Below are 15,250 nucleotides of genomic sequence, written 5' to 3'. Positions count from 1 at the left end.
TGCGACTTACAAGTTCTAATCGACCTGTGAAGTTTGTCGAAGCCGCATGATGCGGCTTCGCATTTAACTTGTCATAATCCTTATCTAAACTTATGCACCATCTATCCTGTGAGTTTATATAAGGTTTATGTTTTTCTCGCGCTAAAAGGGATTTTTCGCGGAAAAGTAGGAACAAGGTATCATTCGTCTCCTCTCTTCCGGTCTTCAAGGATTCAAGTCGTGTTCACTTATCGATGATTTAAGTGTCAGGAAGCCTATGTGTGATGCATAAGCAAAATTGAATACCTAATTTAACAATGTGATTTTCAACAAATTACTTGGCAACGTCCGAAGGCCCGGCCACATAACAAAAGCAAAAGACAGCCACCTCCGCGTTGCGATGCCGGCAACTGATTTCTGTAGATTTAATTTTCTTTTGGAGAGCTATCATGACTGATTTAACAAAAGCCGCACAACGCGCCATCGAGTTAATGGATTTAACCACCTTAAATGATGATGACACTGAGCAAAAAGTTATTGACCTGTGCCATAAAGCGCTGACACCGGCGGGTAATACAGCGGCAATTTGTATTTATCCTCGCTTTATTCCGATTGCCCGTAAGACCTTAGATGAGTTGGGCGCTGAAGATATTCAAATTGCGACTGTGACTAACTTCCCCCACGGCAATGATGATATTGCGATTGCAGTATTAGAAACGCGTGCCGCAGTTGCTTATGGTGCGGATGAGGTGGACGTCGTCTTCCCATACCGCGCGCTGATGGAAGGCAACGAAACAGTAGGTTATGAGTTAGTCAAAGCGTGTAAAGAAGCCTGTGGTGACGTGCTACTTAAAGTCATTATCGAATCTGGCGTGTTAGCCGATCCTGCGCTTATCCGCCGCGCCTCTGAGTTAGCCATCGATGCCGGAGCTGATTTTATCAAAACGTCAACCGGTAAAGTGGCGGTCAACGCCACGCTGGAAGCGGCTGAAATCATGCTCACAGTGATCAGTGAAAAGAACACTAACGTCGGCTTTAAGCCTGCTGGTGGGGTGCGTGATGCTGCCCAAGCGGCAGAGTTTTTAGGCGTTGCTGAGCGTATTTTAGGGGCCGATTGGGTGTCTGCACGGACTTTCCGCTTTGGGGCTTCTAGCCTGTTAACGAGCTTATTGCACACCTTATCTTTAGGTGATGCGGCAACATCGCCTCAAGGGTATTAATCATCGCTCCTGTTAATGTCAGCGGTAACCGCTGATGGGGTGTGACCTAAATCGACTTGGGCCTCCATACTTAGGCCAGTGGTGATGATGGCGATATGGCTCGGGTTTTGAGGTTCTAGCACAGATAAACGCCCAGCTTACGGGGCGGGCTTTTATCTTGGAGGCAGTATTATGTTTCTCGCTCAAGAAATTATTCGTAAAAAACGTAATGGGTTAGCGTTAACTTCTGCAGAAATTAATTTCTTTGTTAACGGCATAACGACTCAGGGCGTGTCCGAAGGGCAGATTGCAGCTTTTGGCATGGCCGTCTACTTTAATGACATGAATATGGATGAGAGAATTGCGCTCACCACGGCGATGCGCGATTCTGGCACTGTGCTTAATTGGCAATCTCTTGGGCTTGATGGCCCCGTTATCGACAAGCATAGTACGGGTGGCGTCGGTGATGTGACCAGTCTAATGTTAGGCCCGATGATTGCAGCCTGTGGCGGCTATGTGCCGATGATTTCGGGCCGTGGCTTAGGTCATACTGGCGGCACCTTAGATAAGTTTGATGCCATTGTTGGCTATCAAACTGAGCCATCTAGCGAGTTATTTCGTAAGGTGGTTAAAGAGGTGGGGGTTGCGATTATTGGGCAAACTGGGGATTTAGTCCCCGCAGATAAGCGTTTTTACGCTATCCGTGACAATACCGCGACTGTTGAATCGATCCCGCTTATTACTGCTTCTATCTTATCTAAAAAATTGGCCTGTAGCCTCGATGCTCTGGTGATGGATGTCAAAGTGGGGAGTGGCGCTTTTATGCCGACCTATGAGGCTTCTGATGAGCTGGCCCGCAGCATTGCCGCAGTTGCTAACGGGGCTGGTACCAAAACCACTGCACTGTTAACCGATATGAACCAAGTGCTGGCCTCCTGTGCGGGTAATGCGCTTGAAGTGAAAGAGGCCGTCGACTTTTTAACCGGAACCTATCGTCACCCGCGACTGTATGCCGTGACCATGGGATTATGTGCTGAGCTCTTGCAGCTCGCGGGTTTGGCACAAACAGAGGCCGATGCCCGCGCGAAATTAAACCAAGTGCTCGATAACGGTCGGGCGGCTGAAATTTTTGGCAAAATGGTCGCGGGTCTCGGTGGACCGGTGGATTTTGTCGAAAATTACAGCCAGTATTTGCCACAGTCACCGATTATTCGCCCAGTATTTGCCGATAGCCAAGGCTATGCCGCGAGCATGGATACGCGTGAGCTGGGCTTGGCGGTGGTGACCTTAGGCGGCGGTCGTCGTAAACCCGGTGATACCCTTGATTACAGCGTGGGTCTCAGCCAAGTGTGTGCTCTTGGGGCTAAGATCGACTCGTCAACTCCACTGGCGATGATCCATGCGCAATCGGAAGCTGCCTTTGAACAAGCTCAACAGGCCGTTAAACAGGCGATTCACATTGGTGAAACCGCTCCAGAAAAATCACCTGAGATCTATGCTTATATTCGTGCGGCGGATCTTTGAGGAAATATGATGAAACGTACCATTATTATGATGTTAGATTCCTTCGGTATTGGAGCTGCCGGCGACGCCGCTAAGTTTGGCGATGTGGGTGCCGACACCTTTGGACATATTGCCAAGGCTTGTGCTGAAGGGCGTGCTGATATCGGCCGTCAAGGTCCGCTGAAATTGCCTAATCTGGCGCGTTTAGGATTAGGCCATGCGGCCATGGAAAGCACCGGTGCCTTTGCTCCAGGCTTTAACGACAATGTTGAGCTGATAGGTGCCTATGGTTATGCGCAAGAGTTAAGCTCTGGTAAAGATACCCCAAGCGGCCACTGGGAAATGGCGGGTGTCCCGGTGTTATTTGATTGGGGCTATTTTAGCGATCACCAAAACTCTTTCCCTAAAGAACTGACCGATAAGATTTTAGCCCGCGCGGGCCTCGATGGCTTTTTAGGTAATTGCCATGCCTCGGGCACGACGATTTTAGAAGAGCTCGGTGAAGAGCACATGCGAACCGGCCAGCCTATTTTTTACACCTCAGCTGACTCGGTGTTTCAAATTGCCTGTCACGAAGAGACCTTTGGTTTAGATAATCTGTACCGCCTGTGCGAAATTGCCCGGGAAGAGTTGGAGCCCTATAACATTGGCCGCGTGATTGCTCGACCTTTTGCAGGCTCTGGCCCAAGTGATTTTGCTCGTACGGGTAATCGTAAGGATTACTCTCTCCCGCCACCGTCTAACACCGTGTTAGATAAGCTAAAAGAGGCCGGTGGGGAAGTGGTCAGCGTAGGTAAGATTGCGGATATTTACGCCTATTGCGGCATCACTAAAAAGGTTAAGGCCAATGGGCTGGAAGCCTTGTTTGATGCAACTTTAGCGGAAGTAAAAGCTGCTGGTGATAACACGATAGTATTCACAAACTTTGTCGACTTTGACTCCCATTACGGTCATCGCCGTGATGTCGCGGGCTACGCGAAAGGGCTTGAGTATTTCGATGCGCGTTTACCTGAGATGCTGGCGTTATTAGGTGAAGGTGATTTATTGATTTTAACGGCGGATCATGGCTGCGATCCGACTTGGCCAGGCACAGATCATACTCGTGAGTACGTGCCAGTGCTTGCCTATGGGGCTGGACTGAGTGCCACCAGTCTAGGCCAGCGTAACAGTTTTGCCGATATCGGCCAATCGATAGCCAGCCACTTTAAACTTGAGCCTATGGCTTATGGTGAGTCATTTATTTAGTGAACTGTGCTTAGGCTAGCTTAGCTTAGCAGAGCATGAACCTGCATTGAGGCGTTACCTGTCACAGTCACAGGTCATCGCTAAACGCATAAAACCGGATTTGGCGGCTGACATTTGCCGCCAGTAAACTAAGACTTGAGTCTTAATACAATAAACAGGGGTATTCTGATGGCAACACCACACATTAATGCTGTAGAGGGCGCATTCGCTGAGACGGTTCTGTTTCCTGGCGATCCATTACGTGCCAAATACATTGCGGAAACATTCTTAGAAAATGTTGAGCAAGTGACTGATGTTCGCAATATGCTAGGTTTTACCGGTACCTATAAAGGTAAGCGTATTTCGGTGATGGGTTCAGGCATGGGTATTCCATCATGCTCAATTTATGCAACTGAATTGATTAAAGATTATGGTGTTAAGAACCTAATCCGTGTGGGCACCTGCGGCGCGATCAGCACTGACGTTAAAGTGCGTGATGTGATCATTGGTATGGGCGCTTGTACCGATTCACAAGTGAACCGTTTACGTTTCAAGGGTCAAGATTTTGCTGCGATCGCTGACTACGAGCTAATGAACGCTGTGATTGAATCGGCTAAAGCCAGCGGCACTAAAATCCGCGTGGGTAACGTTTTCTCGGCTGACTTATTCTACACTCCAGAGCCACAAATGTTTGATGTGATGGAAAAAATGGGCGTGTTAGGCGTAGAAATGGAAGCGGCCGGTTTATACGGTGTTGCCCATGAGTTTGGTGCCCGCGCCCTGTGTGTCGTGACCGTATCTGATCATATCCGCACCGGTGAAAAGACCACCGCAGAAGAGCGTCAAACGACGTTCAATGACATGATCATCATGACCTTAGACGCTGCGGTGAATTTGTAATTACCATTGCAGTCGCGGTAGGCTCAGCAGTTCAATCACTGCGGAAGTGGCCTGAAATATGACCGCGTAAGTTCAGTTAAATTAAAAGGGTTCGCATAGCGGACCCTTTTTTATGGTCGATCATCAGCTCATCTGCTGCTCAATGGATGTGTCTATGCTTAACCTGTCGCGTCGCTATCAAGATCGCTTGGCTGTGTTGGGCCGGTTTTGCTCTGCGTGTGAGCTTGATGCACCATTTTCACTTTAGGTTTGGTCGTGGCCGCTAACGTCTCTGTGGTCGTTTGTGGTTTATCTTTCATGTCGGCCTTCGCGGTTGCGGGGTTATCGGTTATCTCAGGCTTATCCACTGCAGCGAGCGCGGCACTACTTTTCTCTTTTTTGGGATTTTTGCGTAACTTAGCCCGAGTACGCCGACGGTCAAAATCGGCGCGCTTAAAAGATAGCGCCCGGGAGAGCAGCATTCCAATAAGCCCAGCGATGAGGAGCATCATTTGTTGCTGCTCCATATTCAGATTATGTGCCTCTTTTATTTCGTTAAAAAAGAGCTTGGTATCGAGTCTAACCTCAACATAGCCGAGGTTTTTGCCTTCTTGGATCACCGGCTCAACATAGGGGGGGTATTTGCTGAGTAGCAGGCTCATCTCCTCTGCATCCGGATCTGCGCCAAATTCTTCATTGGTTAGGCTTTGGGCAAAGGATAGGCGAATGCCTTGATCGCTAAATATCGCCGCAGAGACGACTTTAGGATCTTCGACAAGAGCATTGGCAAGCCATTGCAACTGTTCATCATTTTGCAGTTGTAGTGCAGGTGCCGCGCTGTAGGCGGTTTGTTGCACCAGTAATCTTGCCATCTTTTGTGTTTGGGACTTTAGAAGCGATTGCCCTTGTAGTAGGCTTGACTCCCACAACTGTATTAAGCCAACCAATAAGCTTAAGGCGATGGCAATTTGCAGTAGTCTACTGATTTTATGGCTTATCTTAAGCCCTTTAAAATATAACACTTTGACCCTTAACATTGAGTGCGCTTGCCTAATCATAATGGATTATGCGTAAGCCCGATAGTTGGAGAATGCCAGTCCTATGTCAAGCTTAGATCCCCATGCGTTATTTTTATGGTTAGCCTCTCAGCCATCTTTAGGGTTTGAGTGTCAGGGGTATCGTTTTGAGGCCTATCAGGAGTCAACCATGCCTCCTCGCGCGGGCACGGTGCGTATCCGGTTGATTTATGAAACGCCCAGTGCGGAAGGGGCGCTGCTAGCGTGGATACTGGCTCTGGCCAAAGCTCAGGCACTGGAGGTGTTGCCTATCGCTGCCATTGAGCGGCAAGTGGCGCTGCATTGCCTTGAGCTGACCCTACCTCGAGAGCCAAGTGCGGCACTGCTTGAGGCATTCCCCTATGCGATGGCGCAATTACACCTTATCAAGGAGCCATTGCCTCGCCTCAGCGTACCTGGGTTATTGGTGATGGACATGGATTCAACTGCCATTCAAATTGAATGTATTGATGAATTGGCTGCGATGGCAGGGGTGGGCGCCCAAGTGGCCGCGATCACCGAGCGGGCGATGCAAGGGGAGCTGGATTTTGCCCAGAGTCTAGGTCAGCGCGTGGCGCAGCTTAAGGGGGCGGATGCCAGTATCATCACTCGGTTATGTGAGCGCTTACCATTCACTCCGGGGCTGGTGGCGATGTTAGAAGAGCTTAAATCCCATGATTGGCGCTTAGTGGTCGCATCGGGAGGCTTTACCCCCTTTGCGGCGCAGTTGCAGCAGCAATTGGGATTAGATGCCGCCTTTGCCAATGAGTTAGTGATCACTGACGGCCAACTCGCTGGGGAGGTCAGTGGGACGATTGTCGATGCGCAATTTAAGGCTGATGTGTTAGCGCGTTGTCAAACCCAATGGCAGATTGCCAAGGGGCAAAGTATTGCTCTTGGCGATGGCGCTAACGATCTGCCGCTGATTAACGCCGCTGATTTGGGCATTGCTTATCATGCTAAGCCTAAGCTTGCGGCGGCGGCGGATGTGCATATCAGTCACCTCGATTTAAGGGTCGTGCCTTATTTGTTAGCGCGTTAAACCATCCTGTTATCAGCGTGCGTGCCAAATCCTTAGCGGGCCGCTTTGGAACGCTGCGGGTGACGCTATCTTGCTTGTTTTTTAAGGGTAAACTGGTAGTTTAGTGCCTATGGGCTAATCTACCAGAAACTTATGTTAACTCAGCACTCCTTAGGGGCTACGCCGGCCCTGTCTCAGTCGTCGTTATATGTGCCTTACCGTAATGGGCTTTTGCACCTGCGGCAATTATTGCCCGCGGCGGCGGATTTTTCTAAAACGCCGATTTTGATGCTCCACGGCGCCATGTCTAACGGCCGAGTGTTTTACAGTCAGCAGGGCCGGGGCTTAGGCTGTTTTCTTGCTAAAGCGGGCTTTATTGTTTATGTGCTTGATACTGCTGGGCGAGGCTTGAGTGTGCCTAAAATAAGTCGGGATTTTACGCTGGGGCAGGGGGAGGTTATTCGCGAGCAACTCCCTTTAGTGCAGCAGTTTATTTTGGATTTACATCAACAGCATTGCCAAGGCGCGCACGGTGCTGCAGAGCACCAAGTTCAGCATAGTGTGGCGGCGCGTCAGGTGCATTGGTGTGCGCACTCTTGGGGCGGGGTGCTTATGGCGAGCAGCCTTGCGCGCTATCCCGCTTTGCAGCAAAGTGTTCGCTCACTCTTGACCTTTGGCAGTAAGCGGACCATTCGCGTTAAATCCGTTAAAAAGTGGTTGATGGTTGACCTGTTTTGGAATCGGCTGGCTCCCGGTTTAGCGTTAGGCCAAGGGTATCTGGCGGCAGATAAATTAGGCGTGGGCATGGATAATGAGAGTCGAGCCTCGCTCACTCAAAGTATTGATTGGGTGCGGGGTGACTGGCGTGATCATGATGACGGTTTTGATTATGCCCGCGCCGCCATGCAAGCCCATTGGCCAAAGGCGTGGTTTATCGCGGGGCAAAATGACACTGTGCTTGGTCACCCTGAAGATGTGGCCGATATGGTGCGGGAGTGCGGTTTTACCGAGGTGAAGTTGACGTTGCTAGCCAAAGCCAATGGTTTTAAACACGATTATGGCCATGGCGATATGCTGACCCATTTGGACGCCGAAGCGGATCATTTTCCGTTGATCCGCGATTGGTATTTAGGCTTTGATTTGCGAGTGCTTAAGGACGAGACTTGATGCAGGATGCAGGATGCAGGATGCAGGATGCAGGATGAGCTAAGGCGTTGAGATACGCTGTCGTCGCAGATGCCGCAAGCCTTGCTCGCGTCAGACATCATTCCTGAGTGAGACCTCGCTGCAGCGCGGGGTATCGCAGTTCCACTTCTTGGGTGATATTGAGCAGTTCACCCACACCGATAATCCGCCATAATTGATCCTCCAGTTGCTTGGCTTTATGACTGGCGTGAATGTTAATGTATTCCAGTTCTCGGCGCAGATAACTCATATCCGGTTTTTCGGCCGCCCCGCGGTAGAGGCGCAGGGCAATAAAACGCCCAGTCAATTGACTCTGACGAATAAAGGCAAGCTGAGCGTCATCATCTACTATCTCATTGGCTAGCAAGCATTTGAGATGGATTTGTCCACGGGACTGCCGCGTTAGCTGGATAAACACCTCGATAAAGTCCATCTCCTGCTGGGGTTTCATTTGCCGAATAGGATCGAGCAGCTGTTGTTTGAAAAAGCCTTCTTTTAGGAGCGGTGCGAGGTTGTATTGCAGCGACTCGACAGTATTGGTTGCAAACAGATCGCTGATGTCATCTCGCTGAGTGGTCACGCCAAGGCAGGCCATTTGGGCTGACTTAGTTGTTTTTTCGATAAAATAGGGCACAGCGTGCAGATCTCGCATGAGGATATTTTTTAAACCATCGGCGAGCTCTTTAACTTCACTGTTATTTTCAGTGAGTTGTTGTAGTTTTTCTTTATTTTGGCTAATGAGCTTCGTTAAAAAGGCCACGCCAACATGGGGGCCATGCCCCATGATGGCGGTTAAATGCAGAGCTTGGCCATGTTTACGGCTGCGGACTAAGCGATAGGGCAGGTTATCCAACTGAGTTTTGCCTGCGATGGTTTGCAGTTTAGGGAAGCTGAGCATTAAGGGTTTATTGACGACAAACTCAACCGGGTTATCGAGGGTGACTTGCAAACCGCGGTTGGAAATATCTAGGCTGAGCCCAGTGGCTTTTAATTCTCCTTGGGATATCGTCACCAGTGTTTTAAAAACAAAGCGAGATTCTTGTCTGCGTTCGCTAAATTCCAAGGCAATCGGTTTGATTTGTGGAGTAGTCAGCCGTGTTTGACCAAAGGATTTGAGCGCATTGGCATCGGCATCATTAAGCCATGTTTGATAGTGGCGCTTTGCCTCTTCATTGGTCAAGTCAATGAGTTGGAAAATATGGCTGAACAGGGAGAGCTGCTGCTCGATGAGCGGACTGTATTGGGTGTTATCGGCAGGGAGCGTCGCGCGTCGATATCCTTTGCCATGATCGATTTTATCCTGGGTGAGTTTAAAAATGCGCCAGCTAGGTTTACTTGAGGCAAAGCCTAAAAATAACGCCAGCATGCCCTTGGTTTTTAATTCAGCCAGGGTTGCTGAGTAAAAAAATAACTGGCCTTGGGCGTTGTAGGTAAAACTAAAAAATAGCCCATGGTCGGGATTGTCAGGCTGGGCAATGAGGGCGGACAATCTTGCTGGTGTGAGCATGGCTGGCAGCTGACTGACATCCTGCGCGTCTTGAAAGTAATGCACCATTTGCTGGTTGTCACGGCTGATCAACATGTGACTGAGCAATTGGGTGTGTTGATTAAAATATAAGGGCAGGTGGGGTAAATGAGGTAAATAATGGCGCTCAAACCCTAGGCCTGCGGCGGTGGCCTGCACGTCGTTAACATCGAGTTTATAACGTAATTTGTAACCACGAATTAAATTGCCAAGTAGTTCGCTAAGTGCCTCGCTGCCGCCAATGCGTTTTAAGCGTAACCAAATAAAGGCGCCGTGAGTATGGCTATCGACCACTTGATACTCGACCCCTTGCTGTAAATCGCGGTAGTAATATTCTTCACTGAGATCGAGTAGTTTTAGATTGAGTGGTTTATCAAGATCAAACGGATGATTAGCATTAAGGCGGATACGGGCACCACCGACTGAAAGATCGACGCTTGTCCCTAACAGCTCACCACGGCCAGCCTGTGATGCTGCAATGCGAATGCTGTAGTTCATCCGCTCTTGGGTGCGATTAACATAATTGCCGAGAACAACCCCTGGCACCATAAAGGGTTCAGGTGGCGTATTCTCGGTGATGAGTGGGGTTTGCCGCAGTTTTTGCCGCCGTTGTTGGTGGGCCGCGAGCACATGCTCGTAAACGCCTAAGGTGTATTGATTACGGTATAGCGACAGTGCCTCCCTTAGGCGTTCTTTGGCCGGCGCATCTAAAAAGTGTCGCCGCTGGCGGTGCTCCACTTCAGTGCAGGGCAGCTCTGATTTATCCCGAAGATCAATAATCCGAGTACAAGGCGAGGCCAAGCGATTCAATTCCATTTTTAACAGGAAGCGCGTTGAATTATCCTCATCTTTCGTCAGCTCCTGAAAAATCTCTTGGAAATTAGGTTCCATGAGCAGCGGCTTTAGCTGTTCAATGAGTGCACTGTGGCTATCTAAACTCATGTTGGGATTCTTTTCTGATGCGTATTGAGTGGCGTGCTGTTAGTCTTATGTCGGCAGTATTCACAGTTACTTAAATTGATTTTATACAGATTTTAATAAGTTATGGCAAAAAATAAAACCGCGTATGTATGTAATGAGTGTGGACAAGACTTTCCCCGTTGGCAAGGGCAATGCAGTGCTTGCCAAGAGTGGAATACCATCACCGAAGTGAGGCTCGGAGCCGCTTCGCCTTCGCGGGGGACTAAGTTTGCCGGTTATGCGGGGGCGGGCAGCAGTGAGGTGAAAACCTTAGACCAAATCGATCTCAATGCCCTGCCGCGGATCGTGAGCCATTTCGGTGAGCTCGACCGAGTACTTGGCGGCGGAATTGTGCCGGGCTCGGCGATTTTAATTGGTGGCCATCCTGGCGCGGGCAAGAGTACGCTGTTATTGCAAACCTTGTGTTATTTGGCTGAGCACATGCCCGCGCTGTATGTGACGGGAGAGGAATCTTTGCAGCAGGTGGCAATGCGGGCTCATCGCCTTGGACTGCCGACGAATAAACTGCGGATGTTATCCGAAACGAGCGTAGAGCAAATTTGCGACGTTGCCCTCAAGGAATTGCCTAAGGTGATTGTGGTCGATTCAATCCAAGTGATGCATATGAGCGATGTGGCATCCAGCCCGGGGAGTGTGTCCCAGGTGCGTGAATCGGCATCCTATTTAACGCGCTTTGCTAAACAACACGGCATTGCGGTGATTATGGTTGGCCATGTGACTAAGGATGGCAGTCTTGCCGGCCCGAAAGTGCTTGAGCATTGTATTGACTGCTCGGTGATGTTCGAGGGCGATAGCGATAGCCGTTATCGCACCTTGCGCTCCCATAAGAATCGCTTTGGCGCCATTAATGAATTAGGCGTATTTGCGATGACAGAGCGGGGGTTAAAAGAAGTGGCGAATCCGTCTGCCATTTTCCTTTCCCGTGGTGAAGAGGCATCGTCGGGTTCGTTAGTGATGGTGGTTTGGGAAGGCACTCGCCCCTTATTGGTGGAGTTACAAGTGCTGGTGGATAACTCGGCGATGTCTAATCCGCGTCGGGTCGCGGTGGGGATGGATGCCAATCGTTTAGCGATGTTACTGGCGGTTATGCACCGCCATGGCGGCTTACAAATGGCGGATCAGGATGTGTTTGTCAACGTCGTGGGTGGGGTTAAAGTGACTGAAACCAGCGCCGATCTCACTTTGTTGCTGGCCATGGTGTCGAGCTTTCGGGGGGAGATCTTACCTAGCGATTTAGTGGTGTTTGGTGAGGTGGGTTTGTCAGGGGAGATCCGCCCGGTACCCAATGGTCAAGAGCGCTTAATCGAAGCGGCAAAGCACGGCTTTAAACGGGCGATAGTGCCGCGGGCCAATGTGCCGAAAAAGCCGCCCGTGGGGATGGAGGTGGTCGGGGTAGCTAAGTTAGTTGAAGCGCTAGAGGCGCTTTAATCGACATGCTCATGGGCTTGGCACCATGAGTGGCCATACTTGCAGTGTTCGCATCCTCAGGTGCGATAGGCTGTACATTGAGCTTCTACAAGTAAAGCATAGGTAAGCGAAGTTAAACTACACATCAGCAAGTTAAGTGCATGAGTGCACTTAGCTTGCTCATCGTGAGGCTTATCCCTTGGTACCAGTGCTATCGTGATCGGCAATCAATAGTGCTAACTCTCGGTTTAATAAAGACGCATCCCCTAAATTGAGTTCAATTATCCGTCGAAGATGGCTAATGCTATCCAGATCAATAAAATGGCATTTGAGTCCTAACTGACCCTGTTTATGGTGGATAAGTTTGGTGGTCATTTGCAGCGCAATATCGGAGTCAGGCAGGGTAAAACTTAATTGCAGGGGCGTATCGGCATGCACAAAATTCTCGGGCGCTGTGACTAACGCTCCGTTGAGGCTGAGATCGATAATGGTCGTGTGCCACTGCTGCTTGCCTTGCTGTAAGGATGCGCTAGCGGCAAATAAAATCCGCGAAAACTGGCGTCTGTTGTCCATAACCGCTCCTGGTTGTTGTATGGAAGGTCAACCTTCGCTGGCACTTTGGCTTGCGTGCGTTGGGGTGTGCTAAGCATAAGTCATATTGATGTCCCTGTAAAAATTCAATAAATACGGGCGGTTTTGTTTAATCGAGGCTGAATTGGCACTCGGCGCCGCGCAATTTGTACTTAAGGGGTGGTGCGCCACATACCCGCGATGCTGAGATAACCGGGGGCAAATCGTTATGGTGAGCGAAAGTGGCTGAAGATCGGTTTGTAAACAACTGATTTCGCATTTTGAAACTAATTATTTATCGAAGTGTTGGCGATCTCTTAGCTATCTTTGAGCGTTTGCAGTATTATCCGGCGCCAACAATGGCTGTGTTTCAATGATTAAGCAATTAATCATCGCGAAGCATCACTGCTTGCAGATCATGGATTTTCCCCCAGCAGGAAAAACGTGGATCTCTCACCTAAATCCAGTGGATTTAGGGCTCTAATCTGCCGCAGCCTGCGTCGCCACTCCTGCATTAGGTAGGAGTGGTATCGACCCTAATTTAAGAGATCACAAGGTATAACAATATTATGTCTGAGCAATTGAGTTCAACTGCCGTATCTTCAGGTTCATTTCTGGACCGTTTTTTTTCAATCAAGCAACGTGGTAGCACGGTTCGCCAAGAAGTGATTGCGGGGTTAACCACCTTCCTCGCGATGGTCTATTCGGTGATTGTGGTGCCCAATATGTTAGGTCAGGCTGGATTTGACCCGGGCGCCGTGTTTGTCGCGACCTGTTTAATTGCCGCTTTTGGTTCGTTGCTCATGGGTTTATGGGCGAATTTGCCGATGGCGATTGGTTGCGCAATTTCGCTGACCGCATTCACGGCGTTTAGTTTAGTGCTGGGTCAGGGCATGTCGATTCCGGTTACCTTAGGTGCCATTTTTCTGATGGGGGTGACTTTTACCGTCGTGAGTGTGACGGGGATCCGTCAATGGGTGCTGACGAATTTACCGAAGGGGATCGCCCACGGTACCGGCATTGGTATTGGTTTGTTTTTACTTTTAATTGCCACCAATAGCGTGCAACTGATTGTCGGCAATGATGCCGGTCTGCCTGTCAAGCTCGGTGATATCAATAGTTTACCTGTGATAGCCACTGTCATTGGTTTAGCGGCAACCATCGGCTTGGAGCGCCGCGGCGTGCCTGGCGGTATACTGCTAGTGATTATTGCGTTGTCAGTCTTTGGCTTAGTGTTTGACCCGAATGTGACATTCCAAGGGTTGTTGGCCATGCCTGATTTTACCTCTGAAAAGTCGCTTATCGGCCAATTAGACATTATGGGTGCGTTTAATCCTGTGGTGCTACCGATTGTATTAGCCCTCGTGATGACCGCTATTTTTGATGCCACAGGCACCATTCGCGCGGTAGCGGGACAAGCCAATTTGCTTGATAAAGACGACAATATTGTTGATGGTGGCAAAGCGCTCACCGCTGACTCCGTCAGCAGTATGTTTGCAGGGGTTGTTGGCGGCTCGCCAGCTGCGGTGTATATCGAATCGGCGGCGGGCACGGCGGCGGGTGGTAAAACCGGGTTAACCGCAACCATCGTTGGCATACTCTTTTTATTAATGGTCTTTTTGGCACCTTTAAGTTATTTAGTCCCCGCCTATGCAACCGCGCCAGCGCTGATGTATGTGGGTCTATTAATGCTGAGCAATGTGACAAAACTGGATTTTAACGACAAAGTGGATGCAATGGCGGGCTTAACCTGCGCGGTGTTCATCATTTTAAGTTGTAACATTGTCACCGGTATTATGCTGGGATTTGTGACCTTAGTTGTTGGCCGTATTTGCAGTGGCGAGTGGCGCCAACTGAAGCTGGGTGTGCTGGCGATTACCTTAGGTTTAGTGGTGTTTTATATGGGCGGCTGGGCGATCTAATTGCCCGCGTGAACACCGAGCGAGTGGCCGCGATTTAGGCAAAAGCCCACTCGCGGCCTAGGTGAATGCTTAGGGTTAATGCCTTGGCTTAACACTCGCTCGGTGCCATGTTTTCATGCTCGCAGTAGGCGCGCAGTAAATCTTTCCAGGTGATCATCCCCACTAACTGGCCATTGTCGAGAATGGGTAAGCAGCCGATATCGTGCTCAAGTAAAATCCGGGCGGCGTGATCTAAACTCAGATGTGGCGAGGCTGTCACAGGCTCGCGAGTCATGGCCTGATGCACTCGTTTTTGCAAGGTATCGAGATCCTTTTGGGTCTCTGCACTCGTTCCCAAATGGGGACTAATCGCTCGCAGTAGGTCTTTTTCTGCGAGGATCCCCACAAGCTGATTTTCCTCAACGACCAACAAATGATGCAGTTTAGCTTGCTCAAAAATCTCTTTGGCGACACAGAGACGGTCGTCCATTTCGAGGGTGACCACGCGGGTTTTCATAATATCAGCGATAATGACGGACATGATGCTCCTTGTTCGGCGGGCCAGATCTTGCCGCTACGGGGTTAATTCATAGCATTACAGTTACTTATAACAGAGCCGTGCTTATTTAGCCAATGCCTTTAGTGCTTGCCCTGATGCCTTTCATTGACGCCTTTCTCTTGTGCTTTTGTGGCGTCTCTTTACCGAGCGCCGATATTGAGTACCGATATTGAGTACCGATATTGAGTACTGATTTTAGTACTGATTTTAGTACCGATTTTAGTACTAATTTTAGTACTGGTTTTAGTACCGATAGCGATTA

12 protein-coding genes are annotated in these 15,250 nt (G+C 49.6%); 8 read left to right on the top strand and 4 right to left on the bottom strand.

Annotated elements, in window-relative coordinates:
* Nucleotides 1-428 precede the first annotated feature (428 nt).
* From deoC to deoD, 4 genes are all read left to right on the top strand, one after another.
* On the top strand, nt 429-1,199 hold the full coding sequence (gene deoC / locus ACRCZA_RS11185) for a deoxyribose-phosphate aldolase (protein ID WP_438674515.1): 771 nt from the start codon (nt 429-431) through the stop codon (nt 1,197-1,199).
* 171 nt (nt 1,200-1,370) lie between these two features.
* The gene (deoA, locus tag ACRCZA_RS11180) at nt 1,371-2,702 is read left to right on the top strand and encodes a thymidine phosphorylase (protein ID WP_438674514.1); all 1,332 of its coding nucleotides are present in this window, start codon (nt 1,371-1,373) and stop codon (nt 2,700-2,702) included.
* Between the two features lie 9 nt (nt 2,703-2,711).
* A complete protein-coding gene (locus ACRCZA_RS11175; protein WP_438674516.1) occupies nt 2,712-3,926 on the top strand; it encodes a phosphopentomutase in 1,215 nt (404 codons plus the stop codon).
* A gap of 168 nt (nt 3,927-4,094) precedes the next feature.
* Nucleotides 4,095-4,805 (top strand): purine-nucleoside phosphorylase, encoded by a 711-nt coding sequence (deoD, locus tag ACRCZA_RS11170; RefSeq protein WP_438674513.1) that lies wholly within the window; start codon nt 4,095-4,097, stop codon nt 4,803-4,805.
* A 158-nt stretch (nt 4,806-4,963) separates the two neighbouring features.
* Here the strand turns inward: deoD and ACRCZA_RS11165 are convergent, their stop codons facing one another.
* Nucleotides 4,964-5,821 (bottom strand): YtjB family periplasmic protein, encoded by an 858-nt coding sequence (locus ACRCZA_RS11165; protein ID WP_438674512.1) that lies wholly within the window; start codon nt 5,819-5,821, stop codon nt 4,964-4,966.
* A gap of 64 nt (nt 5,822-5,885) precedes the next feature.
* Here ACRCZA_RS11165 and serB point away from each other — a divergent pair, with 64 nt between their 5' ends.
* The gene (serB, locus tag ACRCZA_RS11160) at nt 5,886-6,881 is read left to right on the top strand and encodes a phosphoserine phosphatase SerB (protein ID WP_438674511.1); all 996 of its coding nucleotides are present in this window, start codon (nt 5,886-5,888) and stop codon (nt 6,879-6,881) included.
* A 132-nt stretch (nt 6,882-7,013) separates the two neighbouring features.
* Nucleotides 7,014-8,027 (top strand): alpha/beta fold hydrolase, encoded by a 1,014-nt coding sequence (locus tag ACRCZA_RS11155; protein ID WP_438674510.1) that lies wholly within the window; start codon nt 7,014-7,016, stop codon nt 8,025-8,027.
* Between the two features lie 97 nt (nt 8,028-8,124).
* Here ACRCZA_RS11155 and ACRCZA_RS11150 read toward each other — a convergent pair whose 3' ends face one another.
* Complete coding sequence (locus ACRCZA_RS11150; RefSeq protein ID WP_438674509.1) at nt 8,125-10,512, bottom strand: PilZ domain-containing protein; 2,388 nt, start codon at nt 10,510-10,512, stop codon at nt 8,125-8,127.
* 102 nt (nt 10,513-10,614) lie between these two features.
* Between ACRCZA_RS11150 and radA the strand changes: the two genes are divergently transcribed.
* Nucleotides 10,615-11,979 carry a DNA repair protein RadA gene (gene radA, locus ACRCZA_RS11145; RefSeq protein WP_438674508.1) on the top strand — a complete coding sequence of 455 codons (1,365 nt, stop codon included), beginning with the start codon at nt 10,615-10,617 and terminating at the stop codon, nt 11,977-11,979.
* A gap of 171 nt (nt 11,980-12,150) precedes the next feature.
* On the opposite strand, the gene ACRCZA_RS11140 is transcribed toward radA, so the two are convergent.
* A complete protein-coding gene (locus ACRCZA_RS11140; RefSeq protein ID WP_438674507.1) occupies nt 12,151-12,531 on the bottom strand; it encodes a PilZ domain-containing protein in 381 nt (126 codons plus the stop codon).
* Nucleotides 12,532-13,097: 566 nt separating this feature from the next.
* Here ACRCZA_RS11140 and ACRCZA_RS11135 point away from each other — a divergent pair.
* On the top strand, nt 13,098-14,450 hold the full coding sequence (locus ACRCZA_RS11135; protein ID WP_438674506.1) for an NCS2 family permease: 1,353 nt from the start codon (nt 13,098-13,100) through the stop codon (nt 14,448-14,450).
* Nucleotides 14,451-14,538: 88 nt separating this feature from the next.
* Here the strand turns inward: ACRCZA_RS11135 and ACRCZA_RS11130 are convergent, their stop codons facing one another.
* On the bottom strand, nt 14,539-14,970 hold the full coding sequence (locus tag ACRCZA_RS11130) for a CBS domain-containing protein (RefSeq protein ID WP_438674505.1): 432 nt from the start codon (nt 14,968-14,970) through the stop codon (nt 14,539-14,541).
* Nucleotides 14,971-15,250 lie beyond the last annotated feature (280 nt).

Source organism: Shewanella sp. (assembly GCF_051658185.1).
Taxonomy (GTDB): domain Bacteria; phylum Pseudomonadota; class Gammaproteobacteria; order Enterobacterales; family Shewanellaceae; genus Shewanella.
The sequence above is the reverse complement of the archived record's forward strand: the minus strand, read 5'-3'. Positions and strand labels throughout refer to the sequence as shown.

Excerpts from the sequence above, each read along its gene's own strand:
- deoC (WP_438674515.1), top strand. The coding sequence starts at position 429 with ATGACTGATTTAACAAAAGCCGCACAACGCGCCATCGAGTTAATGGAT.
- deoA (WP_438674514.1), top strand. The coding sequence starts at position 1,371 with ATGTTTCTCGCTCAAGAAATTATTCGTAAAAAACGTAATGGGTTAGCG.
- ACRCZA_RS11175 (WP_438674516.1), top strand. The coding sequence starts at position 2,712 with ATGAAACGTACCATTATTATGATGTTAGATTCCTTCGGTATTGGAGCT.
- deoD (WP_438674513.1), top strand. The coding sequence starts at position 4,095 with ATGGCAACACCACACATTAATGCTGTAGAGGGCGCATTCGCTGAGACG.
- ACRCZA_RS11165 (WP_438674512.1), bottom strand. The coding sequence starts at position 5,821 with ATGTTAAGGGTCAAAGTGTTATATTTTAAAGGGCTTAAGATAAGCCAT.
- serB (WP_438674511.1), top strand. The coding sequence starts at position 5,886 with ATGTCAAGCTTAGATCCCCATGCGTTATTTTTATGGTTAGCCTCTCAG.
- ACRCZA_RS11155 (WP_438674510.1), top strand. The coding sequence starts at position 7,014 with ATGTTAACTCAGCACTCCTTAGGGGCTACGCCGGCCCTGTCTCAGTCG.
- ACRCZA_RS11150 (WP_438674509.1), bottom strand. The coding sequence starts at position 10,512 with ATGAGTTTAGATAGCCACAGTGCACTCATTGAACAGCTAAAGCCGCTG.
- radA (WP_438674508.1), top strand. The coding sequence starts at position 10,615 with ATGGCAAAAAATAAAACCGCGTATGTATGTAATGAGTGTGGACAAGAC.
- ACRCZA_RS11140 (WP_438674507.1), bottom strand. The coding sequence starts at position 12,531 with ATGGACAACAGACGCCAGTTTTCGCGGATTTTATTTGCCGCTAGCGCA.
- ACRCZA_RS11135 (WP_438674506.1), top strand. The coding sequence starts at position 13,098 with ATGTCTGAGCAATTGAGTTCAACTGCCGTATCTTCAGGTTCATTTCTG.
- ACRCZA_RS11130 (WP_438674505.1), bottom strand. The coding sequence starts at position 14,970 with ATGTCCGTCATTATCGCTGATATTATGAAAACCCGCGTGGTCACCCTC.